This is a genomic window from Streptomyces sp. MAR4 CNX-425 (assembly GCF_048656465.1).
Classification (GTDB): Bacteria; Actinomycetota; Actinomycetes; order Streptomycetales; family Streptomycetaceae; genus Streptomyces.
In genome coordinates this window covers 1-26,729 of the sequence record NZ_JBMDLF010000016.1, presented here as the reverse complement: position 1 = coordinate 26,729, position 26,729 = coordinate 1, and the positions used below count along the sequence as shown (strand labels likewise).

The 26,729-nt window shown below is 72.4% G+C and carries 22 protein-coding genes and 1 tRNA gene; 11 read left to right on the top strand and 12 right to left on the bottom strand.

Annotation, left to right across the window (positions count from 1 at the left end; all coding sequences use genetic code 11):
• Positions 1–178 precede the first annotated feature (178 nt).
• Together ACHZ99_RS31425 and ACHZ99_RS31420 are read left to right on the top strand one after the other, a co-directional pair.
• On the top strand, positions 179–1,474 hold the full coding sequence (locus ACHZ99_RS31425; protein WP_420308235.1) for a class I SAM-dependent methyltransferase: 1,296 nt from the start codon (positions 179–181) through the stop codon (positions 1,472–1,474).
• A 2,123-nt stretch (positions 1,475–3,597) separates the two neighbouring features.
• On the top strand, positions 3,598–3,948 hold the full coding sequence (locus ACHZ99_RS31420; RefSeq protein ID WP_420308234.1) for a hypothetical protein: 351 nt from the start codon (positions 3,598–3,600) through the stop codon (positions 3,946–3,948).
• A 541-nt stretch (positions 3,949–4,489) separates the two neighbouring features.
• Here ACHZ99_RS31420 and ACHZ99_RS31415 read toward each other — a convergent pair.
• From ACHZ99_RS31415 to ACHZ99_RS31395, 5 genes are all read right to left on the bottom strand, one after another.
• The gene (locus tag ACHZ99_RS31415) at positions 4,490–5,152 is read right to left on the bottom strand and encodes a hypothetical protein (protein WP_420308233.1); all 663 of its coding nucleotides are present in this window, start codon (positions 5,150–5,152) and stop codon (positions 4,490–4,492) included.
• Positions 5,145–5,822, bottom strand: coding sequence for a hypothetical protein (locus ACHZ99_RS31410; RefSeq protein WP_420308232.1), 678 nt, complete (start codon positions 5,820–5,822; stop codon positions 5,145–5,147). Before ACHZ99_RS31410 ends, ACHZ99_RS31415 begins: the two co-directional genes overlap by 8 nt.
• Before the next feature lie 35 nt (positions 5,823–5,857).
• Positions 5,858–7,198, bottom strand: a complete 1,341-nt coding sequence (locus ACHZ99_RS31405) for a hypothetical protein (protein WP_420308231.1) — start codon at positions 7,196–7,198, stop codon at positions 5,858–5,860.
• Complete coding sequence (locus ACHZ99_RS31400) at positions 7,195–7,503, bottom strand: hypothetical protein (RefSeq protein WP_420308230.1); 309 nt, start codon at positions 7,501–7,503, stop codon at positions 7,195–7,197. Before ACHZ99_RS31400 ends, ACHZ99_RS31405 begins: the two co-directional genes overlap by 4 nt.
• A 104-nt stretch (positions 7,504–7,607) precedes the next feature.
• On the bottom strand, positions 7,608–8,996 hold the full coding sequence (locus ACHZ99_RS31395; protein ID WP_420308229.1) for a cystathionine beta-synthase: 1,389 nt from the start codon (positions 8,994–8,996) through the stop codon (positions 7,608–7,610).
• A gap of 418 nt (positions 8,997–9,414) precedes the next feature.
• Here ACHZ99_RS31395 and ACHZ99_RS31390 point away from each other — a divergent pair, with 418 nt between their 5' ends.
• Complete coding sequence (locus ACHZ99_RS31390; RefSeq protein WP_420308228.1) at positions 9,415–10,461, top strand: SGNH/GDSL hydrolase family protein; 1,047 nt, start codon at positions 9,415–9,417, stop codon at positions 10,459–10,461.
• Positions 10,462–10,904: 443 nt separating this feature from the next.
• Here ACHZ99_RS31390 and ACHZ99_RS31385 read toward each other — a convergent pair whose 3' ends face one another.
• Positions 10,905–11,741 (bottom strand): MurR/RpiR family transcriptional regulator, encoded by an 837-nt coding sequence (locus tag ACHZ99_RS31385; protein WP_420308227.1) that lies wholly within the window; start codon positions 11,739–11,741, stop codon positions 10,905–10,907.
• A gap of 138 nt (positions 11,742–11,879) precedes the next feature.
• On the opposite strand from ACHZ99_RS31385, the gene ACHZ99_RS31380 reads away from it, so the two are divergent.
• Entirely contained in the window at positions 11,880–12,296 is a 417-nt protein-coding gene (locus ACHZ99_RS31380; RefSeq protein ID WP_420308226.1) for a hypothetical protein, read from the top strand.
• Positions 12,297–12,457: 161 nt separating this feature from the next.
• Complete coding sequence (locus ACHZ99_RS31375) at positions 12,458–13,843, top strand: SGNH/GDSL hydrolase family protein (RefSeq protein ID WP_420308225.1); 1,386 nt, start codon at positions 12,458–12,460, stop codon at positions 13,841–13,843.
• A 289-nt stretch (positions 13,844–14,132) separates the two neighbouring features.
• Here ACHZ99_RS31375 and ACHZ99_RS31370 read toward each other — a convergent pair whose 3' ends face one another.
• Entirely contained in the window at positions 14,133–14,717 is a 585-nt protein-coding gene (locus tag ACHZ99_RS31370) for a hypothetical protein (RefSeq protein WP_420308224.1), read from the bottom strand.
• Positions 14,718–14,992: 275 nt separating this feature from the next.
• Positions 14,993–15,074 (bottom strand) — tRNA-Leu (locus tag ACHZ99_RS31365).
• 361 nt (positions 15,075–15,435) lie between these two features.
• Between ACHZ99_RS31365 and ACHZ99_RS31360 the strand changes: the two genes are divergently transcribed.
• Positions 15,436–16,257: an ABC transporter ATP-binding protein gene (locus ACHZ99_RS31360; protein WP_420308223.1), complete on the top strand. Its 822-nt coding sequence runs from the start codon at positions 15,436–15,438 to the stop codon at positions 16,255–16,257.
• A 65-nt stretch (positions 16,258–16,322) separates the two neighbouring features.
• On the top strand, positions 16,323–18,875 hold the full coding sequence (locus ACHZ99_RS31355; protein ID WP_420308222.1) for an ABC transporter permease: 2,553 nt from the start codon (positions 16,323–16,325) through the stop codon (positions 18,873–18,875).
• A 113-nt stretch (positions 18,876–18,988) separates the two neighbouring features.
• Here ACHZ99_RS31355 and ACHZ99_RS31350 read toward each other — a convergent pair whose 3' ends face one another.
• Positions 18,989–19,219, bottom strand: coding sequence for a DUF4287 domain-containing protein (locus ACHZ99_RS31350; RefSeq protein WP_047016108.1), 231 nt, complete (start codon positions 19,217–19,219; stop codon positions 18,989–18,991).
• Positions 19,220–19,336: 117 nt separating this feature from the next.
• Between ACHZ99_RS31350 and ACHZ99_RS31345 the strand changes: the two genes are divergently transcribed.
• Entirely contained in the window at positions 19,337–19,645 is a 309-nt protein-coding gene (locus ACHZ99_RS31345; RefSeq protein WP_420308221.1) for a hypothetical protein, read from the top strand.
• A gap of 81 nt (positions 19,646–19,726) precedes the next feature.
• On the opposite strand, the gene ACHZ99_RS31340 is transcribed toward ACHZ99_RS31345, so the two are convergent.
• Both ACHZ99_RS31340 and ACHZ99_RS31335 read right to left on the bottom strand, forming a co-directional pair.
• Positions 19,727–20,767: a hypothetical protein gene (locus tag ACHZ99_RS31340; protein WP_420308220.1), complete on the bottom strand. Its 1,041-nt coding sequence runs from the start codon at positions 20,765–20,767 to the stop codon at positions 19,727–19,729.
• A 177-nt stretch (positions 20,768–20,944) separates the two neighbouring features.
• Entirely contained in the window at positions 20,945–22,165 is a 1,221-nt protein-coding gene (locus ACHZ99_RS31335) for an acetyl-CoA C-acetyltransferase (RefSeq protein WP_420308219.1), read from the bottom strand.
• Positions 22,166–22,404: 239 nt separating this feature from the next.
• On the opposite strand from ACHZ99_RS31335, the gene ACHZ99_RS31330 reads away from it, so the two are divergent.
• Together ACHZ99_RS31330 and ACHZ99_RS31325 are read left to right on the top strand one after the other, a co-directional pair.
• A complete protein-coding gene (locus ACHZ99_RS31330) occupies positions 22,405–23,307 on the top strand; it encodes a Bax inhibitor-1/YccA family membrane protein (protein WP_420308218.1) in 903 nt (300 codons plus the stop codon).
• Positions 23,308–23,383: 76 nt separating this feature from the next.
• On the top strand, positions 23,384–24,037 hold the full coding sequence (locus tag ACHZ99_RS31325; protein ID WP_420308217.1) for a pyridoxine/pyridoxamine 5'-phosphate oxidase: 654 nt from the start codon (positions 23,384–23,386) through the stop codon (positions 24,035–24,037).
• Between the two features lie 3 nt (positions 24,038–24,040).
• Here ACHZ99_RS31325 and ACHZ99_RS31320 read toward each other — a convergent pair whose 3' ends face one another.
• On the bottom strand, positions 24,041–25,405 hold the full coding sequence (locus ACHZ99_RS31320) for an APC family permease (RefSeq protein ID WP_420308216.1): 1,365 nt from the start codon (positions 25,403–25,405) through the stop codon (positions 24,041–24,043).
• A 648-nt stretch (positions 25,406–26,053) separates the two neighbouring features.
• On the opposite strand from ACHZ99_RS31320, the gene ACHZ99_RS31315 reads away from it, so the two are divergent.
• Entirely contained in the window at positions 26,054–26,212 is a 159-nt protein-coding gene (locus tag ACHZ99_RS31315; RefSeq protein WP_420308215.1) for a hypothetical protein, read from the top strand.
• Positions 26,213–26,729 lie beyond the last annotated feature (517 nt).

Genomic DNA, 26,729 nt, shown 5'->3' with positions numbered 1-26,729 from the left:
CGCTGACCGCCCCGTCAGGCGCCCGCCCGGCCCGCCGGGAGGGCGCCTGACTGCTCTTTTCGGCTGGTACCGGCGTACCGGCGCGCAACGGGACTTCCCGGGGTGGGATTTGGTGTTTACGTGGTGTCCAGCAAGCCCGACACACGTCGACCACCTGCCCGTCCCACGGAGGTGCGCCATGACCCACGCCGCCGCCCCCCGGCTCGCCGCACTCGCGGAAGAGCTGCTCGGAGGCCCGCTGCCGATCCGTATCCGCGCCTGGGACCGCTCCGAAGCCGGCCCCGAGGGCGCCCCCGTCCTCGTCGTACGCCACCGCCGAGCACTCCGCCGCATCCTGTGGCGCCCCGGAGAACTCGGCCTCGCCCGCGCCTGGGTCGCCGGCGAACTCGACGTCGAAGGCGACCTCTACACCGCCCTCGACCGCCTCGCCGGCCTGCTCTGGGACCGCGACCCCGACGCCCCCCGCTCCCCCCGCCCCCGCCCGGCCCGCCTCGCCACCCTCGCCCACCGCGTACTGGCCCTCGCCCGGCCGCTGCCCCCGCCGCCACCCCCACCCGAAGAGGTACGCGGCCACCGCGCCCGCGGCCCCCTGCACACCCTCCGCCGCGACAAGGCCGCCGTCAGCCACCACTACGACGTCGGCAACGACTTCTACTCCCTCGTCCTCGGCCCCTCCATGGTCTACTCCTGCGCCTACTGGGACGACGGCGGCACCCTGGAGGACGCTCAGACCGCCAAGCTCGACCTCGTCTGCCGCAAGCTGGGCCTGAAGGAGGGCGACCGCCTCCTCGACGTCGGCTGCGGCTGGGGCTCGATGGTGCTGCACGCCGCCCGCGAGTACGGCGTACGCGCCGTCGGCATCACGCTCTCCGCCGAACAGGCCGCGTACGCGCGCAAGCGGATCGCCGACGCCGGCTTCAGCGACCGCGTCGAAATCCGGGTCCAGGACTACCGCGAAACCGCCGACGGCCCGTACGACGCGATCTCCTCCATCGGCATGGCCGAACACGTCGGCTCCCAGCGCTACGGCGAATACGCCCGCGGCCTCCACCGCCTCCTCCGCCCCGGCGGCCGCCTCCTCAACCACCAGATCGCCCGTCGCCCGCTCGCCGACGAAGACGAGTACGCCATAGACGAGTTCATCGACGCCTACGTCTTCCCCGACGGCGAACTCTCACCGGTCGGCACCACCGTCGACCAACTGGAGCGCGCGGGCTTCGAGGTGCGCGACACCCAGTCGCTGCGCGAGCACTACGCGCTGACGCTGCGCCGCTGGGTGGCGAACCTGGAAGCCGGCTGGGCGAAGGCGGTGGCCCTGACGACACCGGGGCGGGCGCGGGTTTGGCGGCTGTACATGGCGGCCTCGGCGCTGTCCTTCGAGCGCAACCGGATCGGCGTGAACCAGGTACTCGCGGTACGCACCCCCGCCTCGGGCGACTCCGGCCTCCCCCTGCGGCAACCCGGGTGGCGCTGACCCGCGCGACGGGCCGCCGCGCGTGATCCCGCAAACGGAACAAGGGCGTCACGCCCCCGAAGCGCGGGGTTCACACGGCTCGGTCACGCTGGAGCACATCGGAAAGGACGACCCCACCGATACCCGAAACGGCGACAGCGGCCTCCGGAGCGGCTCCCGGACCCCCTGGTCGCCGGACGCGGACCCGGAATCCAACCCGCCCGCGTCCCCGCGGGGACCGCCGTCGTCCCGCCCCTGGTGCGCACACCGGGGTGCGGCGGTCCCCGCGCTCACGTGCGCGCGGGCGCGGTGGTGCGGTGGCGCGGTGGCGCTGGGGGTGTGCGGTGGTGCGGGGGTCGGTTCTGTGGGTCGTGTCCCGCCGGGTGGTGAAGCCGGTACCGGCGGGGGTCGAGTGGGCCGGTGGTGGCGGCGCGGTGGTGGGTGAGGCCGGAGGGTTCTGGGTGGACGGGGGGCCTGTGTCGGGGTTGGCGGGGGCCGGTGGGCGGTCCCGGCGTCGGGGGAGGGGGGCGGTGCCGGGGTAGGCGTGCGTGCGTGTGGGTGCTGCGGCGACGGGGGCCTGCGCCGGGGGCAGCCGGGGCCCGGCGGAAGGCCGGCGTCGTGGGAGGGGCGGCGTCGGGGTGGGTGGCCGTGCGCCGGGGGCGCGGCGTCGGGGGGTTGGAGCATTTGTCCCCCGGGGCCCCGCCGCCCAGCGTGTCAGGAGTGCGGGGCGTCGGGCCTGATCGGCGATTGGCACGGAACTGGCGGCGATCGGCCCTCGTATCCCCCCGCACCGCTGCCCGGGACCCGCACCTCGCCCCGCGGCGCCCGCCCACACCGCCCTCCGGGGTCCAAACGGGCCTCGGCGCGGCCAGAGGCCCGCCGGGGTGCACGTCGGCGGGCGAAACTCGGCCCGCGTGGGCGATTTGGCTAGGTTTGACGGGTGGGTTGCCGCGAGTTTGTCACCGCCGCGTGCGCCCCGAGTGCCCGCGCGCACGTGAGTGGTCGAAACTCGGCCCCGGTGGGCGGTTTGCCCGGGTTCGGGAAGGGGGTTACCGCGGGTTGTGACACGCGGCATGTCCCCTCCCGGGGGCGGCGAGCCGCAGCAAGCGCATCGCCGCCGGGCGGCAGCGCCAGTGGGGCGCCCTGCGGTGCGGACACGATACGAGGGTCGATCGCGGCCCAGCTCTGCCACATCGCCGACCAAGCCCGACGCCCGCACTCCTGACACACCGGGCAGCAGGGCCCCGGGGGACAAATGCTCCAACACCCCGACGCCGCGCCCCACACGCACGCCCACCCACCCCGACACGGCCCCAACCCCTGACATCGGCCCACCGATCGCCCCCGGCCACCCCCGACGCGGGCCCCCGCCCGACCCAGCTCCCGTGCGCACGGCCGCTCACCCCGACACCGCCCCACCACCCCGACGCCGGCCCACCGACCACCCCGGCCACCCCCGACGCAGGCCCCGGCCCGACGCCGCCCCCGTGCGCACGCCCGCCCACCCCGACACCGCCCCAACCCCCGGCACCGGCCCACCGACGGCCCCGGCCACCGCCGACGCAGCCCCCCCCCGTCGACGGAGAAACCGCCGGCCGCAGGCACCACCCACCCCCGCACCCCACCCCACCCCGCCGCTCCCGCCCACCGCCGCCGCTACCGCAGCCCCCGCCCACCGCCGCCGCTACCGCAGCCCCCGCCCCGGCCACCCGACGACGCCCCGTCGAGCGGCATAGCCACCCGCCGACTCGACTCGGCCGGAACCGGCTACACCACCCGGCGGGACACGCCCGTTTCCGTCGGGGCAGGGGCAGGGGCAGGGGCAGGGGCAGGGGCAGGGGCAGGGGCAGGGGCAGACAGGCATGTAACCGCAGCAGCCGCTCGACGGGCAGCCCGAAATCCGGCGCGACGCCCTCCGGAGCCGCACCCAGGATCGCGCCGATCACGTCCCGTAACCGTCTGGCGCCCGAGCTCCGGCGCGAGCGGTGGGGCCTTGAGCGGGGGAGCGGTGAATCCGGCTGGAAGGGTGAACCCGGTGTCGCGGTCGGGGGCGCTAGGTGTTCTCTTACGGATCACCAGTGGAGACTCGATCGATTGCACGACCTGCTCGCGTTGGCAGGACTGCTGCCTGAAACGATGCACCTGTGAGCTATGACCTTGCTGTGTGGGACGGCGAGCGTCCCATTGATGACCGCCAAGCTGGCGCGATATATGACGAACTCTACGAGCGCTACCTGGAGTCGGACGATGTCGTCGTGCCGCCGGTGCCGCGCATAGTGGCGTATGTGGAAGCCCTCCTCGCGCGGTACCCGGACGACGCCAACCACAGTGTCGTGTGGGCGTCGCCACCGGTCATCGAAGAGGCGTCGGGCCCACTTGTGTACCTGCTCATGTCTTACGGCGAGGCCGAGGAGGTATCCGCGTACGCCGCTGAGCTGGCCCGTGAGCAGGGCCTCGTGTGCTTCGATCCGCAGGGAGAATGCTTGCGGTTGTGAGTTGCCTCCTCTTCAGCGGACGGACCACCGGAAGATGCCCGCGACGAGGAGAGCAGCGCGGTAGACCGTGGCCCGTCTTCTCGTAGCGAGTGGCCAGACCACGCCAATGCTTGAGTCGATTGATGCACCGATCGACGGTGCTGCGTCGCTTGTAGGCTGCGTGGTCGAATCCGGGCGCGCGCCCGCCGCCACTGCCCTTGCGTGTGCGGTTGGCGATCTGGTCGGCAGGTTGCGGAATCACGGTCCGAACTCCGCGTCGTCGCAGGTGGCCCCGGATGGCTGGCGATGAGTACGCCTGTCCGCCAGCACCGCAAGGGGGCTGGCCCTGGGGCTGCCGACTGGACGCAGGATCTGGATGGCAACCATCACCTGATCGAACGCCCGTGGGCACGGATCGAGCCGTGAGGGTGGGGCGAGAGGCTGAACGGTGTGTCGCCGAATTGCCCGCGGTAAGTTCGAAGGAGATTCCGGACACGGAAGTCGGAAGAAATGGCGCGGTGCGCGCCGTAACCCACGGGGAGTGCGAACGAGCCGCGCGCATTCATGTCTGTACGTGCGCCAGCGGGTTCTCGAAGCTGACGTGCTCGGCGACGTCGCGCAGCATCGCGCGGTAGTGGGCACGCCGGTTCGGCGTGGGGGTGGTGAGAGTGAGTACGACGAGCCGGTCTCCGTCGGGGTGGGGCAGGTAGGCGTGCAACTGCAGCAGCCGCTCGACGGGCAGCCCGAGATCCGGCGCGACGCCCATGGTCACCTCGCCGAGCGCAGCAGGCCCGCACGGCAGGTCGAGCACTTCGATGCGGTCGTGGCCGGCGGCGACGGCGCGGGCGGCGGTGAGGTGGCGGGGGGCGTGGCTGATGTCCTGCCAGCGGAAGGTGAAGAGCGAGGTGAGGACGCGCCCGTCGCCGTCGTCGTCGCGGTGGAGGCCCAGCGAGCAGTGCACCGTGCCCTCCTCGCGCAGGGCGAGCAGCATGCGCTGGGCGGTGGCTAACTGGCCGATAAGTTGTTGCCGCGCGACGCCTTCGGGGGCTGCGTCGAGAGTCCCGCCGACCACCTCCCGTAACCGGGCAGTGTCCGGGCTCTCGGCGGGAGCGGTGAGGGCGTCGAGCGGGAGGGTGGTGAACCCGGCGGGCAGAGCGAACCAGGCGTCGCGGTCGGGGGCGGTGGCAGAGTCGCTGAGAAGGTACGCGGGCTGGTCCTCAGTCACGTGGGCCTCGCCAACCGATGGCCTGCCGCGCGTGTGCTAGCTCTTCGGGGGAAGCTTGCCACGAGTTGACGTCGATGGGTGCCGTTTGCTTCGTCTCTCCGACCTGGATGATTAGGTGCATGCGCCTTGGTGCTGAGATTTTTGGGGTACGTCCAGGTTTGGTGACGGCGATGACGCCGAAGAAACGCGGATCGCCGACGAACCAGATGGGCTTCAACTGAGCCTTCAGCTCAGGCTTGGCGCGGGGTCCCATCCGTCTGGTCCACCATGAGGGCAGGCTACGCAGGTGTTGGTACATCAGGATCGTTTCCCCCGGCTGTGTGGGGTGGGGGATTGTGAGGCAGAGCTCCGTTGGCGTTTCTTCGGGACCATGGGGGAAACTGTATGGGATATCGTCGAGGCGCCAGGGGTAGGCCCGAAGGATTCTGCGGATTCGGATGTTGGCGATGATTTGGGCAGGTTGAATTTTGGCGCGATATGTGCCGTAGCCCATGGGGATCGCAAAGAGGAAGGCGAATCCGGGAGAAAGGAACACGATAAGCACGTACAGGAGAAACAACGGGCTAAGGAGCCAACCGATGAAGGCAAGGACGCTGACCGTCGTCTGTTCGCCCCAGGCGCGCCGGGTCGGCGGGTGTTCCCATGCGGTGGGGTAGTCGGACGGGTGCACGTTAACCCTCCTTTGTGGGGTGGTCTGGAGGTGTATCAGGGGAAGACGCGAGGGATGACATTAATGAGATCTCCGCTGCTGACACCGGCAATTTCGAGGCCGCCGAAGACACTTCCCGATCCGCTGACACCTTCGTTATCCAGGGCATCAATTTTGGTGCCGAGCAGGTTGATTCCTCCGGAGGCAACTCCGACTGAAGCCGCGGTTACCTCGATGATTTTTGGTGCTGAAGACGGCATCCTCGCCCCGTGGACAATCCAGGCCACCGTCGGATTGTCCAGTGCGCTGATTGCTCGCGCTTCTGTCATTATATGGCCGCCTATGGTGCCGACTTTCTGGCCCAGTGACAGAGTCGCGGAACCTGTCCGAATAGCGCCCGCGCCGAGTTTGATTCCCTGGCCTACCGCAGCCAGGCCGGGCACCATGCCGAGAGCATCGGCACCCACGCCTGTCAGGTTGGAGAAGAAGTCCGCGTCGAATTCGCCCTTCGTGATGCCGTTCCACAGTGACGCCCGCACCTCCGGATCTGAGAGCCGCGTTGCCAGCGCGCCCGCGCTCAGCCCCGCCGCCACCAGCAACAGCACCGCAGTCGCCGTGCCGCCCGTGACGATCGTCAGAGCGGCTAGGGCCACCACCCCGGCGGCGAGACTGAGGATGTCCGGGAGGTTCTCCGAGACCCAGGCTGCGGCCTTCGCGAAGAAGCCCGGTTCCTGCGGGGCCAGCTTGTCCGTGGCGTCGCGGATCCGGTCCGCGCGCTCGTTCGCCTTGTTCTCGTGTTCCCAGGCAAGGGCGCGGGCCTCCGACAGGATGCCCTTCAGCTCCTCGTGCGCCGCGTCCACCGCCGCGTTGAGGCGGCGCATCGCCGCATCCGCGTCCGCATCCCCGTCCGCCTTGTCCTTGCCGCCGTCGGCGGACTCGGCGTCCTGCTTCGCGCCCGCGGCGCGGTTCTCCGCGTTGCCGAGCGCTTCGCGGGCGTCGCGGGCGCGGTTGTCGAGGCGCTTCGCCCGGTCCTTGAAGTTGTCGAGGTCGATCTCCCAGCGGTCCAGCTGGTGTGCGGCCTTTCTGATGGACCGTGCGGCGTTCTTGAGGTTCAGGGGGAGCGGGCCGTCCTCCAGCTGTTGCCGGAAGGCGACGGCCGCGTCGCCCTTCCAGTACGCGCCGTCCATCAGCTTGGTGATCATTTCGCGGGTCTCGTCGAGGACTCCCGCGCACTTGATCAGCTTGGCGCGCAGGGCATGGACGGTGTCCGGACTGCCGGGCGCCGGGTTGAAGCCCAGGTGTGGGTACGTATCGGGGACCGTGCCCGGCTGGAGGCCCTGCGGCTGGCCTAAACGTAACTCCTGCGCGCCTGCGCCGGGAGAGCCGTTACTCGTCACTTTCCGCCCCCCTGGGAGGCTTTGGCCAGGTTCTCCTCCAGGGCCTTGTCGACCTCGGCGTAGCTGTCCTTGCTCTCCTCGACGATCTCTGTCAGCTCGTCCACCTGCTCCCCGATCTGACCGGTCCCGTACTTCCAGTCGTCCTGGAAGTACTGGCACGCGTCATCGAGGTCGTCCGTGCCGAGGCCGGTGATGGTGGAGTCGCGCAGGGCCTTGTGCACTCCTTCGAGCGACCGCAGCGAGCGCTTCAGCAGCCGCATGAAGCGCTCCAGCTCGTCGCCGTCGACGGCGAGGCGATCCGACAACCTTCCCTCCCGCACATGTCGTCACTCTCCGTTACGAACACATCGTAGCGGTGAGTAATGACACTAGTGCGAAGGGTGTGGACAGCGAAGGTCAGATCAGGCCCTCAGGCCCGACCTGCCCCTTTCGCCAGGTACGCCAGCAGGTCCGTCCGCGACACCACGCCCGTCGGCTTCCCGTCCACCAGCACGACCGCCGCGTCCGCGCCCTCCAGCACGGCCACCAGGTCCGCCACCGGCTCGCCCGAGCCGACCTGGGGCAGCGGCGGGCACATGTGCTGCTCCAAGGGGTGGTCGAGTTCCGCCTTGTGGGTGAACAGCGCGTCCAGCAGTTCGCGCTCCACGATCGAGCCGACGACCTCCGCCGCCATCACGTCGGGGTGGCCCGCCCCGGGCTTGACGACCGGCATCTGCGAGACCCCGTACTCGCGCAGCACCTCGATCGCCTCGCCCACCGTCTCCTCCGGGTGCATGTGCACCAGCGACGGCAGGCTGCCCTCCTTGTCGCGCAGTACGTCCGCGACGCTCGCGGCGCCGGCCTCCTCCAGGAAGCCGTAGTCCGCCATCCAGTCGTCGTTGAAGATCTTCGACAGGTAGCCGCGGCCGCTGTCCGGCAGCAGGACGACGACGACGTCGTTCTCGTCCAGCCGTGCCGCCACCTCCAGCGCGGCGACCACCGCCATCCCGCAGGAGCCGCCGACGAGGAGGCCCTCCTCGCGGGCCAGCCGCCGGGTCATGCGGAAGGAGTCCTTGTCGGAGACCGCGACGATCTCGTCGGCCACCCCGCGGTCGTACGCGTCCGGCCAGAAGTCCTCGCCGACGCCCTCGACCAGGTACGGGCGGCCCGAGCCGCCGGAGTACACCGAGCCCTCCGGGTCGGCGCCGACGATCTGCACGGCGCCGTCGGAGACCTCCTTCAGATACCGGCCGGTGCCGCTGATCGTGCCGCCGGTGCCGATGCCGGTGACGAAGTGGGTGATGCGGCCGTCGGTCTGCGTCCACAGCTCGGGGCCGGTGGAGTGGTAGTGGGACGCCGGGTTGTCGGGGTTGCTGTACTGGTCGGGCTTCCAGGCGCCGGGGGTCTCGCGGACGAGGCGGTCGGAGACGTTGTAGTACGAGTCGGGGTGTTCGGGGTCCACGGCGGTCGGGCAGACGACGACCTCGGCGCCGTACGCCCGCAGCACGTTGATCTTGTCCGTCGACACCTTGTCCGGGCAGACGAAGATGCACTTGTAGCCCTTCTGCTGGGCCACCATCGCCAGCCCCACGCCGGTGTTGCCCGACGTCGGCTCGACGATCGTGCCGCCGGGGCGCAGCGCGCCCGAGCGCTCGGCCGCCTCGATCATGCGCAGCGCGATGCGGTCCTTCACCGAGCCGCCGGGGTTGAAGTACTCCACCTTCGCCAGCACCGTCGCCCGGATGCCCTGGGTCACGCGGCCCAGCCTGACCAGGGGCGTGTTGCCCACCAGGTCGGTGATCGACTCGTGAAACTGCACCGTGCACTCCAGGGTCCGGGGCTCTCAGGGGGAGCCCAGCGTAAGGCTTCCCCGGCGGGTGATTGAGGCGGGCACCCGGCCGGGCAACAAAGTGTTAGCACGCGCGGAGACCGCGGTCGGCGGCGGGGCGGGGTGGGGGAGGCGGCGTAGACAGGGAGACTGGGACTGCGACCGGGGCTGTGACCGGGACCGCGTCCGGGACCGGGACTCGGGCGGGGACCGCGACCGGGACCGGGAGGGAGACGTTGGGGACGGGCCGGCGGCGGTGTCGCGGGTACGGCACCGGCCCCGCGACGCACGACGACGTGACCCACGACGCGCATCGCGGCGCACGACGCGGTGCATCGCGGCGCACCGCACCGCGGCGCATCACACCGCACCGCACGGCACACGGGAACCGGCCCGGAACGGAGAGGCGATGTCGATGACCAGGGCGAGGGCGGCGCGCCGGATCGCCGCCGCGGCGGCGTACGGCGGCGGGGGCATCGGCCTCCTCGGCGGCGCGGCGCTGGGCGTGCTGGTCGCGGAGGTGCACCTGGCGCGGCGCCGGGTGGGCGGCAGCGACGAGGAACCGCCGCGGGCCGACGGGCGGTACGGGGCGGCCTTCGGCCGGCGGCGCGGGACGCGGCCGGTGCTGCTGGCGTTCCTGGGCGACTCCACCGCCGCCGGCCAGGGCGTCTACCGCCCCCGGCAGACCCCGGGGGCGCTGCTGGCCTCCGGCCTCGCGGCCGTCGCCGAGCGGCCGGTGGACCTGCGGAACGTCGCGCTGTCCGGGGCGCAGTCCGACGACCTCGACCGGCAGGTCACGCTGCTGCTGGACGAGGAGGGGCTACGGCCCGACGTCGCCGTCATCATGATCGGCGCCAACGACGTCACCCACCGGGTGCCGCCGGCCGTGTCGGTGCGCTGCCTGTCCGACGCCGTCGCGCGGCTGCGCGAGGCCGGCTCGGAGGTGGTCGTCGGCACGTGCCCCGACCTGGGCACGATCGAGCCGGTGCAGCAGCCGCTGCGCTGGCTGGCCCGCCGGATGAGCCGGCAGCTCGCCGCCGCCCAGACCATCGCCGTCCTCGACCGGGGCGGGCGCACGGTGTCGCTGGGATCGCTGCTGGGGCCGGAGTTCGAGGCCAACCCGCGGGAGCTGTTCGGGCCCGACAACTACCACCCGTCGGCGGAGGGGTACGCCACCGCCGCGATGGCCGTGCTGCCCACGCTCAGCGCGGCGCTGGGGATGTGGCCGGCGGAGGAGGAGCGGCCGGACGTCCGCCGCGACGAGGGCTACCTGCCGGTGGCCAAGGCCGCGGCGCAGGCCGCCGGGCAGGGCGGCACCGAGGTCGCGCCGGCGGGGGCGGCCGGCGGCCGCGGACGGCCGTGGGCGCTGCTGAAGCACCGGCGCCGGCGGCGGGTGGCGGCGGAGTCAGCGGCGGACTCGGAGCCGGCGGCACGGCCGGTGGGGGAGCGGGGGTAGCCGCGGGGCGGCGGCGGATTGTCGCCGGTCCGCCGGGGCCGCCGGGCGGCCCCGGCGGGAGGCGTCGCCTTGTCGCTGGCGCTGCCGGGCCGTGCGGGCCGTACCGTGTGAGGGCTGGCGTCGTCCGCTTGGAGGCGTCGCGTTGTCGCTGTCGCTGCCGGGCCGCGCGGGGCCGTACCGCGTGGGGGCCGGCGCCGCCCGCCGGAGGCGCCGCGTTGTTTGGCGCCGCTGCGCCGTACGGGGGCCGCGCCGTGTCGTCACCGGCGTCGCCCGGCCCGTGCGCCGCTGGGCCGTACCGCGTTGCCGCTGCCCCGCTGGCCCCGCCGGGCCCGCTGGGGCCGTACCGCGTCGAGACTGGCGCCGTCCGTCGGGTAGCACCGCGTTGTCACCGGGGGCGCCTACCCTGGGGTGGGTGTGCGGGGACGTGGCGTGGGGCGTGCGCCTCAGTCCAGGAACAACCCCCGCTCCGCCGCCCGCGCGTCGAACTCCTCCAGCCGCGCCTGCGCCTCCGGCAGCGCGTCGCACATCGCCTCCAGCAGCACCCGCCCCAGCAGCATCGGTCCGCACGCCGTGTCGAACGACAGCCCCGTGCCCACCGCCGCGGGCAGCAGGACGTCGCTGTCCTGCGCGACCGGCGCGAACGAGCTGTCCGCCACCGTGACCACCGTCAGCCCTCCGGCCCGCGCCGTGCGCAGCGCGTCCGCCAGTTCCCGCGGGTGGCGCGGCAGCGCGAAGCACAGCAGCGCCGTGGCGCCCGCGCGGGCGGCGGCGTCGACGCGGTCGTCGAGCATCGAGCCGGCCTCGTCGAGGACCCGGATGTCCGGGTGCACCTTCGCCGCGAAGTACGCGAAGCCGCGCGCCTGGGCCGCCGCGGCGCGCAGCCCGAGCACGGGCAGCGGCCGGGAGGCGGCGAGCAGCCGGCCGGCGTCCTCGACCGGGGCGGGGTCGGCGAGCAGCGCGGAGAGGTTGCGCAGGTTCTCGATCTCGGCCTGGACGGCCTGCTGGTACTCGTTCCGGTCCGCCGGCCCGGCCGGTTCGCCGAGTCCCGCCTCGCGCAGCGCGCGGCGCAGCGCCGGGTAGCCGTCGAAGCCGAGCGCGACGGCGAAGCGGGTGACGGACGGCTGGCTGACTCCGGCCAGCTCCGCCAGCTCCACGCTGGACAGGAACGGCGCGTCGGCGGCCCTGCGCACCATGCAGTGCGCGATACGGCGCTGGGTCGGCGTCAGCCGGCGCCCCTCGAAGAGCTTCTGCAGCCGGGCGCCCGCGTCGGCGGAGACCATCCCACCTCCGGATCCGATGTGCTATTCACTGCACGACGACTCTGCATGACCGTATGCACGACGGCAAGGGCGCACCGGATCGGATTGGGGGGTTAGCACTACTGCACGGTCCCGCGCGGGCTCCGTACGGTACGGGGTATGAGTGCGCAGGACCCGGAGATCAAGAAGGAACTCGACGCCACCCTGCAGACCCGCAGGGACCTCGGCCCCGAGTACGAGGACGAGCTGATCGAGGGCTTCCTCGACAAGGTGCAGCAGCGGATGGACGGCACGTTCGACACCCGCCTGCGCCGCCAGCTCGCCGAGCAGCAGATGCAGGTCGCGCGGGGTACGCAGCCGGGTGCCGGCTCGTCGGACGGCACGTTCGGCGAGCGCTTCGGGTTCGCGGCGGTCTCCATGGTGCTGGCGATCCCGCTGTCCGCGATCGGCGTGGTGAACGAGGGGCTGCCCGGGCTGCTGGTGAGCTGGGGCGGCATCGTCGGCGTGAACGCCGTGCACGCCGCCGGGCTCTTCCGCCGCCGGCGCGCGGAGAAGAGCAGGTCCGACTGGGACTAGGCCCGACCGGACGCGGCGGGACGGCGACCGCCGCCCGCTTCTTCGGCATGCACTCGTCCGGGTGGCGGCGTTGACCGGGGCGGGCGGCGACCGTAGCGTACCGTCTGAAATTTTCGGCACTGCTTTCGAAATATTTCGATCCTACGCCCCGGGAGCCGCTGATGCCCCAGTCCGCGTACGTACGCAGCCGTGACCGCCGCTCCGCCGCGCGCCCCTACCTCGCCGCCGTCCTCGTCATGGCCCTGGTCGCGGCCGTGGCGGTGGCCGCCCAGGCGCTGCGCGGCCTCGCCCCCGACGATTCCCGCGCCGGCGCCTCCGCCGAGACCCGATCAGACACCCGCGCCGACGCCCCCGCCGCCCGCGGCGGGTCCGCACGCTGGGTCGCCGCCTGGACCTCCATGCCCCAGCTCACCGAGCCGCGGAACATGCCGCCCCCGCCGTTCACCCGGGACGACGGCGTCCTGCACGACGCCACCCTGCGGCAGACCGTGCGCGTCACCGCCCCCGGCGACCGGTTCCGGTTCCGCTTCTCCAACGCCTTCGGCGGCGCCGACCTGCCCCTCACCCGCGCCGCCGTCGCCCTCCCCGCGGGCGGGGAGGCCGGTGTCGACGGCATCGTGCCCGGCAGTTCGCGCCCGCTGACCTTCAGTGGGCAGCCGTCCGTAAACGTCCCCGTCGGCGCGCAGGTGGTCTCCGACCCCGTACGCCTCGACGTCGCGCCCGGCGCCAACCTGACCGTGACCCTGTACCTCGCCGACGGCCAGGCGTCCACCGACATCACCTCGCACCCGGGCTCGCGCACCACCTCGTACCTGCTGGCCGGCGACCACACCGACGCCCCCGCCCTGCCCGGCGCGACCCCCACCGACCACTGGTACTTCCTCAGCGGCATCGAGGCCCAGGCCCCCGCCCGCACCGCCGCCGCCGCGGTCCTCGGCGACTCGCTGAGCGACGGCCGCGGCTCCACCACCAACGGCAACGACCGCTGGCCCGACCAGCTCGCCGACCGCCTGCGCCAGCGCGGCGGCCCGCCCGTCGCCGTCGTCAACCAGGCCGCCGGCGGCAACCGCGTCCTCGACGACGGCCTCGGCCCCAACGCCCTCGCCCGCCTCGACCGCGACGTGCTGGCGACCAGCGGCGTCCGGTGGCTGCTGGTCTTCGAGGGCGTCAACGACATCGGCACGGCGCCGGCCACCGAGGCGGCGCAGCGGGCGGTCGGGGACGAGCTGACGGCGGCGTACGACCAGATCGTCACGCGCGCGCACGCGCAGGGCATCCGCGTCTACGGGGCCACGCTCACGCCGTTCGGCGGCAACGGGTCGTACGACGACCCGGCCGGGCTGCGCGAGGAGACCCGGCAGCGGGTGAACGACTGGATCCGCGGCAGCGGGCGCTTCGACGCCGTCGTGGACTTCGACCGGGCCGTCCGCGACCCGGCGAACCCGCGCGCGCTGCTGCCCGCCGCCGACACCGGCGACCACCTCCACCTCAACCCCGAGGGCTACGCGCTCCTCGCCCGCGCGGTGCCGCTCCGGCTCTTCCGCTGAGCTGTTTCGACGCGTTCACGGTGATATCAGCGGCGCACTACGCGGGTAATGCGGAACGCTCTTTTTCACTTAACCCCGGTTATTCGTGCGCCGTTGAATTCGTGGTGCGCGGTGCGCGGTCGGTGGCCAATAGGCGGGATTTTCCGGTACGCGAATACCACCTGCCCGGCGCACCGCGCACCGCGCACCCGCGTCACGTACCCGCACCGCACACCGCCTACCCGCACCACGCACCCGCACCGCGCACTCCGTGGCCGGATCTCGACGCCCGCCGCGATCCCGCCCGCCGTCAGACCGCCGCCGGCGACCCCCGCCGCACGCCGCCCCCCGGCAGCGCGTCGCCCGCCGCGATGCCCGTACGGGCATACGCCGCCCCCGCGCCGCCCGTACCGGCCCCCCGGCGGGTGACGGCGTCGACCGGCAGCCACAGCAGCGCCTCGTGCTCCCGCTCCCAGCGCCCCAGCCACGCCGCCTTCGCCCGCAGCCCCGCACCGGCCCCGGCCAGTGCCAGCCCGCCGGCGATCGGCACCGCCGCCGCCGAGCCCGCCGCGGCCGCGAACGCCGCCGCCAGCCACCACCGGCGCGCCCGCCGCCATGCCCGTACGGTCACCGCCCGGTCCTGCAACACGGCGCCGCGGCCCGCCCGTTGGGCCTTCTCCGCGGCCGCCAGGAAGCACCCGCGGCGGACCGCGTAGACGGCCGGGGCGACGACGAGGAAGAGCGCCGCCCCGGTGTAGAGCCCGATCCACTGCCCGGTCAGCCCGTCCTGCCAGGCGCCCGCCGCCGCGGCGGCGATACCCAGCCACCACAGCGGTGCCGCGCCCGCCCGCACCACGACCGCCGCCCGCGCCAGCGCCACCATCCCGCGCGCCACTTCCGCTCCTCCCGTCGGGGGTTGTCCTTCGCGTGCGCGGGAGGCTACCTGCGGATTCTGAGGAACGCATGAGAAGCGGCGGCCGGGCTCGGGGGCGCCGCGGGGCCCGGGACGGGGGCCGGGCAGGGGCGACGGCATCCGGGTGAACGTTTCCGCTGAGTGGCCGGTTCCCGACTGCCGCGGCGGGTCGAGCCGGGCGTCAGCGGTGCCCCGGAGGGGCGGGGTCACCGTGCTGACCAGTCGTCTTCGCAGGTCGACGACCTCTTGCCGGGAGGTGCCCGGAGCCGGACTTGAACCGGCACGGCCCGAAGGCCAGCGACTTTTAAGGTCGCCGTGTCTGCTTTCCACCATCCGGGCAGGACTCCCGGCCCGCACACGCTGCGTACGGGCCGCCGCATGGCGCGTAACCAGAGTAGCGGTGCGGATGGGCCGAACTGGCCATCTACGGACTGATGTTGGCTTGAATTAGGCCCGAGTTGTCGAAGAAGTCCTCGGATGAAATTCCACGACCCAAAAAGCCCCTCCGGGAGCACTCGCCCGATGTCTCTCTCAGGGTGCGGGTCATACCCGAGGAGGACCCGTCCGGCACCCGAGTACCTCCTCGGTCTCGCCCGGAACCGGAGCGCGGGCTGATCCGATCCGCCCGATCCGCCGGGACGATGGACGCAACAGTTCACACCACCGGTTGCCCACCGCCGTCCGACAGGAGCCCACCGCCGTGACCACCACCATCCCCGGCACCTCTGGCCGCGGTACCGCCTACGCCCCCGCAGCGGCGGCCAGCGCCACCGAGCTGACGAAGGTCTACGGCGAGGGCGAGACGAAGGTCGTCGCCCTCGACCGCGTCTCCGTGCAGTTCATGCAGGGCGAGTTCAGCGCGATCATGGGGCCGTCCGGCTCCGGCAAGTCCACCCTCATGCACTGCATGGCCGGCCTCGACACCATCTCCGGCGGCTCCTCGCGCATCGGGGAGACCGAGCTGACCGGCCTGAAGGACAAGAAGCTCACCCAACTCCGCCGCGACAAGGTCGGCTTCGTCTTCCAGGCGTTCAACCTGCTGCCGACCCTCAACGCGCTGGAGAACATCACCCTCCCCATGGACATCGCCGGCCGCAAGCCCGACCAGCAGTGGCTTCAGCAGGTGGTGGAGACCGTGGGCCTGGCCGGCCGGCTCAAGCACCGCCCGAGCCAGCTCTCCGGCGGCCAGCAGCAGCGCGTCGCCGTCGCCCGCGCGCTGGCCGCCCGCCCCGAGATCATCTTTGCCGACGAGCCCACCGGCAACCTCGACTCCCGCTCCGGCGCCGAGGTCCTCGGCTTCCTGCGCAACTCCGTGCGCGAACTGGGCCAGACCGTCGTCATGGTCACCCACGACCCGGTGGCCGCCGGCTACGCCGACCGCGTCGTGTTCCTCGCCGACGGCCGCATCGTCAACGAACTGCGCGACCCGAACGCCGAGCAGGTACTCGACACCATGCTGCAGCTTTCGGGGGGCACAGCCCCCCGCACCCCCCAGGCTTCGACGCCGGGCCAGGCCAGCTGAGCCACGCTCGCCGACCCCGCAGGCCGCCCGCTACCGGCTTCCCACCCCAACAGGACTGACCCCATATGCTTCGCACCGCCTTGCGCAACGTGTTCGCGCACAAGGCCCGGTTGCTGATGACCGTGCTCGCCGTCATGCTCGGCGTCGCCTTCGTCTCCGGCACCCTGGTCTTCACCTCCACCATCTCCGACGCCTACACCAAGAGCTCGGAGAAGGGCTTCGACCACGTCGACGTACGCCTCCAGCCCGACGACGACGCCGACGAGGGCCGCCCCGGCGACCCGCCCCCGCTCACCCAGAAGCTCCTCGACGACGCCGCCGCCCTGCCCGGGGTGAAGTCCGCCACCGGCAACGTCGCCGGCTTCGCCGCGCTCGCCGACAAGGACGGCGACCTCGTCGGCGACGGCTGGGCCACCAGCGGCGCCAACTACTACGCCGGCGACGCCCGCGACCCCCGCTACCCGATGCGCGACGGCCGCGCCCCCGCGAACGCGCACGAGATCGCCATCGACGCCAAGACCGCCGAGCGCACCGGCTACGAGGTCGGCGACACCCCGCGGATGTCCGTCGACGGCCCCGTACTCGAACCCGAGATCACCGGCATCTTCACCACCGACGACGGCAACGTCGCCGCCGGCGGCAGCCTCGTACTCTTCGACACGAAGACCGCGCAGGACCTCTTCACCGAGGCCGGCGAGTACACCGAGATCGACCTCGCCGCCGCCCCCGGCACCTCCGAGAAGGAACTGCGCGCCGCGGCGCAGCAGATCCTGCCCGCCGAGACCGAGGCGCTCACCGGCACCAAGCTCGCCGACGACCAGGCCGAGGAGATCGAGCAGGGCATGGAGGGCCTCCGTACCGGCATGCTCGCCTTCGCCGGCATCGCGCTCTTCGTCGGCATCTTCCTCATCGCCAACACCTTCACCATGCTCGTCGCCCAGCGCACCAAGGAACTGGCCCTGCTGCGGGCCGTCGGCGCCAGCCGCCGCCAGGTCACCCGCTCGGTGCTCTTCGAGGCCACCGCCGTCGGCACCGCCGCCGCCCTCGCCGGCCTCGCCGCCGGCGCGGGCATCGGCGCCGGACTGCGCTCGCTGATGAGCGCCGCCGGCCAGACCGTGCCCGACGGACCGCTGATCGTCTCACCCACGACCATCGCCATCTCGCTCGTCGTCGGCATCGTCGTCACCGTCCTCGCCGCCTGGCTGCCCGCCCGCCGCGCCGCGAAGATCCCGCCGGTCGCCGCGATGAGCGCCCTGCACGCCCAGGCGTCCACCCGCAGCCTCGTCGTACGCAACACCATCGGCGCGCTCATCGCCGCCGGCGGCGCGCTGATGGTCGTCGCCGGCACCACCGCCGACGACGGCAAGGCCCTCATGGGCGGCGGCGCCGCGGTGCTCCTCGTCGGCGTCTTCGTCCTCACCCCGCTGCTGTCCCGGCCGCTGATCGCGCTCTCCGCGCCGCTGCTGCGGGTGTTCGGCGTCTCCGGCAAGCTCGCCCGCCAGAACGCCGTACGCAACCCGCGGCGCACCGCCGCCACCGCCTCGGCGCTGATGATCGGGCTCACCCTCATCACCGGCCTGACGGTGATCGCCGGCGGCATCTCGAACGCCATCGACAAGATGGCCACCGACGCCATGAAGGCCGACTACTCGGTCACCATGGCGAACTTCACCCCGCTCAGCCCGGAGGTGGAGAAGAAGCTCTCCGGCCTCGACGAGGTCACCGCCTCCTCCCCGCTGCGCAACGTGCCCGTCGCCATCGGCGGCGACGAGGAGGACCTGACCGCGGTCGACGGCAAGGACGTCGGCAAGCTGATGGAACTGGACTTCGAGCAGGGCTCGTTCGCCGGCCTCGCCGAGGACGCCCCCGCCGCCGGCGACGGCCCGGCCAAGGCGATCGTCGACGACGACACCGCCGAGGACGAGGGCTGGCAGATGGGCGACACCATCGCGGTGACCTACCAGGACGGCGCCAAGGGCGAGCTGACCGTCAGCGGCATCTACCACGGCAACGAGTTGATCCGGGGCATCATGCTCGACACCGCGGTCGTCGACCCGCACCTGGACCGCATCCGGGACTTCGAGGTCTGGCTGAAGACCGACGGCGGCGAGAGCGCCGCGATGAAGGACCGCCTGGAGGCCGCCCTCGGCAACAACCCCGCCGTCGAGGTGATGAACGAGGAAGACGTCTCCGAGGCCATCGCCGGACTCATCAGCATGATGCTCAACGTCCTCTACGCGATGCTCGGCATGGCCGTCCTCGTCGCCGTCCTCGGCGTGATCAACACCCTGGCCATGTCGGTCTTCGAACGCTCCCAGGAGATCGGCATGCTGCGCGCCATCGGCCTGGACCGGCGCGGCGTGAAGCGCATGGTCCGGCTGGAGTCGCTGGTCATCTCGCTCTTCGGCGGGGTGCTCGGCATCGGCCTCGGGGTCTTCCTCGGCTGGGCGGCCGGCGAGCTGATCTCCAGTTCGCTGGACACGTACTCGCTGGTGCTGCCCTGGGAGCGCATGGGCTACTTCCTCGCCGGCGCGGCCGCGGTGGGCATGCTGGCGGCCCTGTGGCCGGCGCGCCGGGCGACGCGGCTCAACATGCTCGCGGCCATCAAGAGCGAGTAGGGAGCGAACCGGAGAAGAGAAGGGCCCGGGGAGAGGGGCAACCCTCCCGCGGGCCCTCCGCCGTGCGGTGCACCGGTCTTCGGTTGTTGCGCCAGGGGTGCCGCTGTCCCCTCCTAGAGCAGTTTGCGCGCGGCCCGCCTCAGGTCGTACTCGTGGATGATCGCTTTGGCGTGGCCGTACGCCAGGTTGTGCTCGCCACGGAGCCAGCTCACTTTCTCCTCGAAGCGGAGGAGACAGGGACCGTCTTCGACGGTCTGCAGCCAGTCGGAGACTTCACGGCCGGTGCAGTGGGGGATACGGGAGAGCAGGTTCCGGTGGGTTTCTGCGGAGAAGACTTGGGACATCGGCGCCTCCGGTATGCAGTCCTTCTCAGCACCGTGCCTGAGGGCGCGGCGATTGACAACCACCTGGGCGCGGGGAGCCGCGATCCCCGGCCGCGACCGCCGGGTTAGGGTCGACGGGTGCTCGACGTGCTCGACTTCGTGACCGCCGTTGACCGGATCGCCGACCGGCTGCGGGCGCTGCCGCAGAGCCGGCTGCGGGCGGGGGCCGCCGCCACCGGGCTGGCGCTCGCGCGCGAGCTGTCCGCGCGGGCGCAGCGGCTGGAGGCGCCGGGGCGTACGCCGTACGAGATGCCGGCGGCGGGGGAGTTCGCGGTGGGGGACCAGGTGGCCGTCGCGGGGCGGGACCTGGCGGTGGCGCTGCGGGCGGCGGGGGACGCCGAGGGGCTCGCGGAGGCGCTGGCGGTGGTGCGGGACGTACGGCTGTGAACGCGCCGCTCCACGGGGCGCGTACGGCCGCCGGCGGCTCTCGGTGGCTCTCAGCGGCCCCTCAGCGGCCGCCGGAGGGCGTCACAGCGAGGCGATGACGCGGTCCGCGAGGATGTACACGCTCTCGCCCGCGCAGTCGAAGGTCAGCGCGAACGCCCCGCTGATCGCCGAGCCGCCGAGCAGCACCGGCTCCGCGCCCCCGTCGAGCGCGTCGGCCAGCCGCTCCGCGGTGTCCCGGTGGCCGGGGGAGAGGCAGAGCGTGGTGCCGTCGGCGAAGACGTAGACGTCGAGCGTGCCCAGCGGGCCGAGCCGGACATCGGTCAGCGGCGTACGGCCCGCGGCGAGGTCCTCCAGCCGGTTCACGGTGCGCTCGTGGTCGGCGACGGCGGGCTGCGGGCGGAAGTCGGGGTGCGAGGGGTGGCGCCGGCGGGCGGCGGCGAGTTCGGCCGACTCGCCCTCGGCGGGCGGCGCGTCCGCGGCTATGTCGTCGGGGGTGCCGGGGACGCCGGGGGTGCCGGGGGTCTCGGGGGCGGCGGGTTCGGCGGGGTCCGGCCGGTCGAAGCGGTCGAGGCGGTCGAGCCGGTCCAGGGGGTCGAGCAGCGGCTCGAAGCCCGCGAAGTCCGCCTGGCGGGGTATGAACACCTCGCCGCCGAAGTCGACGGGGTCGCCCGGGAAGGGCGTGGCGTCGATGCTGTCGCGCGCCTCCTGCTCGGCCCAGAACGCCCGGGCCTCGGCCAGCTCGCGCTCCCGCTCGTCGGCGAGGGCCTGGGCGACGGCGATGCGTATCTCCGCGGCCGGTACGGACCGGGCGGCCGGCACCGCGGCCTCGCCGGCGGCCTCGGCGACGCCTTCTGCGGCGCGCGGCTCGCCGGCGACGCCCTCCGCGGCGGCCGCCGTGGCCGTCGTGTGCGCGACGTGCTCCGTGGCCGCCGCGGGCTCCGCGGCCGGCCTCGGCGCCGCCTGCGCCCGCTCCCCGACGCCCCGCGCCGCGGTCTGCGCCGTCAGCTCGGCGCGGAGCCGTACGACCTCCCGGCGCAGCCCGCCCACCGCCCGCAGCACGACGGCGCCGAGCAGCGCGGCGGAGGCGGTGGCCAGCAGGACGGCGAAGTTGGTGGCGCTCACTGTCGGACTCCCGGTTGCTGTAGGACCCCCATGTTCTACCTCAGCCTGCCGGAGCGCAGAACCCCACCCCTAGCGGAAAATGGCATGAATGGGACGGGCCTTTGGTCCCACCGCCGCGCGCGGGGGCGCGGGAGGTGTCCCACGCGCCCCTCGGCGCCCGTTCCGTCACACCGGGTACTAGCTCAGCCGCTCCAGCACCATCGCCATCCCCTGCCCGCCGCCGACGCACATCGTCTCCAGCCCGAACTGCTTGTCGTGCCACTGGAGGGAGTTGATGAGCGTCGTCGTGATCCGCGCGCCGGTCATGCCGAAGGGGTGCCCGACGGCGATGGCGCCGCCGTTGACGTTCAGCCGGTCCAGGTCGATGCCCAGGTCCCGGTACGAGGGGATGACCTGCGCGGCGAACGCCTCGTTGATCTCCACCAGGTCGATGTCGCCGACCGTCATCCCGGCCCGCGCCAGGGCCTGCCGGCTGGCCTCCACCGGGCCGAGGCCCATGATCTCCGGCGACAGCGCCGACAGGCCGGTCGAGACGATCCGCGCCAGCGGCGTGAGACCCAGCTCACGCGCCTTGGTGTCGGACATCACGACGAGGGCGGCGGCGCCGTCGTTCAGCGGGCAGCAGTTGCCGGCGGTGACCAGCCCGTCGGGGCGGAACACCGGCTTCAGCCCGGCGACGCCTTCCATGGTCACGCCGGGCCGCGGGCCGTCGTCCTTGGCCACGACCGTGCCGTCCGGGGTGGTGACGGGCGTGATCTCGCGCTCCCAGAAGCCCGCCGCGATGGCCTTCTCGGCGAGGTTCTGCGACCGTACGCCGAACTCGTCCATGTCCTGCCGGGTGACGCCCTTGGCCCGCGCCAGGTTCTCGGCGGTCTGCCCCATGGCGATGTACACGTCGGGCACCCGCCCGTCCTCGCGCGGGTCGTGCCATCCCGCGCCCCCCTTCTCCTGGCGCTCGGCGGTACGGGCCTCGGCCTCGGCGAAGAGCGGGTTGTGGGTGCCGGGCATGCCGTCGGAGGACCCGTTCACGAACCGCGAGACGGTCTCCACGCCCGCGGAGACGAAGACGTCGCCCTCGCCGGCCTTGATGGCGTGGTAGGCCATCCGCGTCGTCTGCAGTGAGGAGGAGCAGTAGCGCGTGATGGTGCAGCCGGGGAGGTGGTCCATGCCGAGCTGCACGGCGACCACGCGGCCCAGGTTGTGCCCCTGCTCGCCGCCGGGCAGGCCGCAGCCGAGCATGAGGTCGTCGATGTCGGCCGGGTCCAGGCCGGGCACCTTGTCGAGGGCGGCCCGGACGATCCCGGCGGTCAGGTCGTCCGGGCGGACGTCCTTCAGCGAGCCCTTCCCGGCCCGGCCGATCGGGGAGCGGGCGGCAGAGACGATCACGGCTTCGGGCATCACGGCTCCCAGAGGCTTGGCGGGACAGGGTCGTCCAGGGCTGAAGTTACCCGTACGTAGCGAAGGGGTCACGGCTCTCGTACTGTGACGCGGACCTCAATTCCTGAGCGCTTGCTTACCCGCTCCGGGGAAAGAGTCGGAAAAGCCTCGTGAAAGATCCTCCTGAGGGCTGGCGCGATGTCTTTGCCTACCCATTACTCTTGTACCAAGGCCGCGCAGTGCGGCCACGGAGGAGTGAGATGAGGAGCAGCAACCCGGTCTTCACGCGACGGGGGTTCAGCCGCGAGGGCGGTTCGGCAGGCTTCAACGCGCCGTCGCAGGCCGGGGGCCCCGCAGTCGCCCAGGGCAACAACCCGTACGCCGCTCAGCCCGGCACCAACCCGTATGCGCAGCAGCCGGGTGCCGCCCCGCGGAACCCGTATGCCACCCCGGACCAGCAGCAGGGCGAGTGGGCGCCGTACGCGGCCCCCGCCGGCGGCCGGATGACGATGGACGACGTCGTGTCCCGTACGGGCATGACGCTCGGCCTGGTGATCATCGCCGCCGTCGCCTCCTGGATCACCTTCGACGGCGAGAAGTCGCTCGGCATCGGCCTGGTGGCCATGCTCGGCGCGTTCGCGCTGGCGATGGTCCAGGCGTTCAAGCGCCGCCCGGTCCCCGCCCTGATCCTGTCGTACGCCGTCCTTGAGGGCGTCTTCCTCGGCATCATCAGCGAGTACTTCAACACCTACGTCGACGGCGCGGTCATGCAGGCCGTGCTCGGCACGATGGCGGTGTTCTTCGGCGTGCTCGTGGCGTACAAGCTGCGCATCATCCGGGTGACCGCCCGGTTCCAGCGGTTCGTCATCGGCGCGGCCATCGGCTTCATCCTGCTGATGGCGGTCAACCTGTTCGCCGCGCTCATCGGCGGCGGCGACGGCATGGGCCTCCGCAGCGGCGGCCTCGGCATCCTGTTCGGCATCATCGGCGTCGTGCTCGGCGCGTGCTTCCTGGCCCTGGACTTCAAGCAGGTCGAGGACGGCATCGCCTACGGCGCCCCGAAGAACGAGGCGTGGCTCGCCGCCTTCGGGCTGACCCTGACCCTGGTCTGGATCTACCTGGAGATGCTGCGCCTGGTGGCCATCCTCCAGGGTGGCGACTGACCGTCACGACCGTGAGTGGCCCGGCCGGAGGACGGACGTCCCCCGGCCGGGCCACCGGCATGAGAGGGGTGCGGCGATGACCGACCTGAGACGGCTGCTGCGCGGGATCGAGGTCTTCGACGGCGACCTGCCGTCGTTCGACCCCCGGGACACGCCGGACGAGCCCGCCGCGCTCTTCGAGAGCTGGCTGCTGGGGGCCGTACGGGCGGGGGTGCGCGAGCCGCACGCGATGACCCTGTCGACGGCGGACGCGGGCGGCGACCCGTCGGCGCGGGTGCTGATCCTCAAGGACGTCGGCCCCGACGGCTGGTCCTTCGCCTCGGACGCGGGCAGCCCCAAGGGCCGCGACCTGGCCAAACGGCCGTACGCGGCGCTGACCTTCTACTGGGCGCCGCTGGCCCGCCAGGTACGGGTACGGGGCCCGGTCGGCACCGCGGACCCGGAGCTGAGCGCCGCCGACTTCCTCGCCCGCGGCGCCGAGGCCCGCGCCGAGGCCCTCCTCGGCCGCCAGTCCAGCCCGCTCGCCGACCCGGCGGAGCGGGACGCGGCGGTCCGGGAGTCCCTGGCGCGGGTCGAGGCGGACCCGGGGCTGGTGGCGCCCGGCTGGACGCTGTACGCGGTGCGGCCGGAGACGGTGGAGTTCTGGCAGGGCGACCGGTCGCGCCGGCACACCCGGCTCGTATACGAGTCCGCGCCGCCCGGGTGGACGAAGCGGATGCTGTGGCCGTGAGGGTCACTCGGCGGCCCGCAGCGCCACCCTGTTGACGATCCACAGCCCGATGCCGATGGCCAGCAGCACCCCGGCCCGCACGTAGACGTCCGACGGCCGGTCCGACAGCGGGCTGGCCAGCACGCCGGCGGTGACGGCGCCCAGCACGGGGATCCAGGTGGGGGCGCGGAAGTGCCGGTGGTCCACCGGGTCGCGGCGCAGCACCAGGACCGCCACGTTGACGACCGCGAACACGCACAGCAGCAGGAACGACGTGGTGTCGCCGAGCCCCTCGATCTCGCCGGTCGACACCAGCCCGACGGCCAGCGCGGAGACGAAGACGATCCCGACCACGGGCGTCCGCCGCCCGGGCAGCACGCGCGCCATGCCGTGCGGCAGGACGCGCTCGTTGGCGAGGCCGTAGCAGAGGCGGGAGGCCATCATGATGTTGATCAGGGCCGAGTTGGACACCGCGAAGAGCGCGATGAGCGCGAACAGCTTCGCCGGGAAGTCCACCCCGCTCTCGTCCACCACCAGCAGCAGCGGCCCGCTGGAGCCCGCCAGCCGCTCGTGCGAGACCATCAGCGAGGAGACGAGCGCGACGAGCACGTAGATCGTGCCGGTGATGGCCACGCCGAGGAAGATCGCCCGGGGGAAGTTGCGTACCGGGTCCTTGGTCTCCTCCGCCATGTTCACGGAGTCCTCGAACCCCACGAAGGCGAAGAACCCCAGCGCGGTCGCCCCGAGCACCCCGGTCAGCACGGCGTACCCGCCCCCGCCGGTGTCGAACTCCGTCAGCCGCGACGCCTCGCCCTCCCCGGTCAGCACGGCGGCGACGCCGATGCCGAGGATGATGAACAGCCCGGTCACCTCGACGATCGTCAGCACGACGTTCGTCTTCACCGACTCCGAGACGCCCCGCAGGTTGAGGGAGGCGAGGAGGAGGACGAAGAGGATCGCGATGAGGGTCGCGGGGACGTCGACGAACTCCTGGAGGTAGTCCCCGCTGAACGCCCGCGCGGCGGCGCTCGCGGACGACAGCCCCGAGCACATCACCATGAACGCGACGATGAACGTCAGGAACGGCACCCGGAACGCCTTCTGCGTGTACAGCGCCGCCCCGGCGGCCCGCGGATACTTGCCGACCAGCTCGACGTACGAGGCGGCGGTCAGCATGGCGACGACGAACCCGATGACGAACGGCACCCACAGCGCCCCGCCGATGCGCCCGGCGACGGCACCGGTGTTGGCGTAGATGCCGGTTCCGAGAATGTCGCCGACGACGAAGAGGAGCAGCAGCTTGGGCCCGATGGCCCGCTTCAGGGGCGTACCGTCGGCGTCGGGGGGTGGCGGTCCGGCCGGTTCCTTGGGCGCGCGTGGAGTCTGCATGCCCCTGCCAATGCCCACGGAGCCCCCACGCCAAGCGGAACCACCCCCATCCGGGGGTCCCCGCCGGGCGATCCACACCCGGTGAGCAGGCTAAGGCGGATGCCCGGCCACCGGGCGGTCCGGGCGGGGCGGCTCAGGGGACGCGGGCGCTGCCTCCGTGGGAGCCGGTAGGGGCGCGCCGGAGGCCGGCGCGGCCGGAGCCGATGTCGCGCCTCGGCGGATACCGTCGGCGTCGGAGGGGGTGGGCCCGGCGGCTTGCCGGGTGCCTGGGGGGCTGCACGCTGCTGCTCCGGAGCGAGCCATCCGTACGGGATCGACCGGGAGGTGCGGAGCCATTTTCGGAAGCGAGCGCCCCGAGAACCACCTGCGACCCGCTTCCGGCCGGAGTCTCCGGCCCGGAAGGACCTCTCTGGTGCTGGTGTTCTTCATACCCCCGCTTCTCGCGGCTGTCGGGACATGGGCCGGAACCCGGTGGACGGTCAGTGCGTGGGAAGAGTGCCCGGGAGGGAACTCGCCAGCCATCGGCTTCGGACTGACGTTTCTCACCATGCCTGCGGTCTGGCTGTGTATGACACTTCTTCTGGGCTTGCTGCAAGCGATGATTCACGTGGCCGGGAAGCCGTACCGTCATCAGGGTGTGTTTGGTGGATGCTGTTACTGCCCTTGATCACCACCGCCGCTCTCACCCTGGTCTACCGCACCGGCATGGGGTATCCCGAGGTGCTCGAAGACGGCTCGTGCTTCGAAGGGTGGCCGATCTTCCCCTTCGGCGACGGGCCGGACCTGCCCCCTGCCTCCAGAAAGTAGCCCCCTGCGCTTCCCGGATTGACCACGGCCCGCAGGGTCCCGCGGAAAGACCGCCTTTCCCTTCGTGGGCGTGGCGCCCTGACTTCAGTGAGTGCTGCCTCGGACACCTTCCGTGTTTGAAGTCTTGACGAGAGAGTGATGAGGCGACACGATCCGAGCGCCCGTTTGATCGGTCGTGCGGGTTGTTGGCTTCCAGGGAGGGCTTGTACTGACAGACGTCTGGCCGCTGACACGTATGCACTGGCGGCCGTCCTGCTCACCGATGTATTCGAGGCGGGCCCTCTCTCCTCCCGCACAGCGGTGCGTCAGCCGTCAACCACGGTGAAGGGACGGACTGCCCGCCGATCGTGGTGGAACATGAGTGCACTCGGTCTTGCCTGCCTGACACTGCTGCTCCTCGTCGACACGGCGCGCGACGACGCGGGGCCGGCGGCCAAAGACGTGCTCGTCCGAGACCCTGGGCTCAATGACAAGTGGAAGAGTCGTACGCTCTCGCCCAGAGATGAGGACACATCTG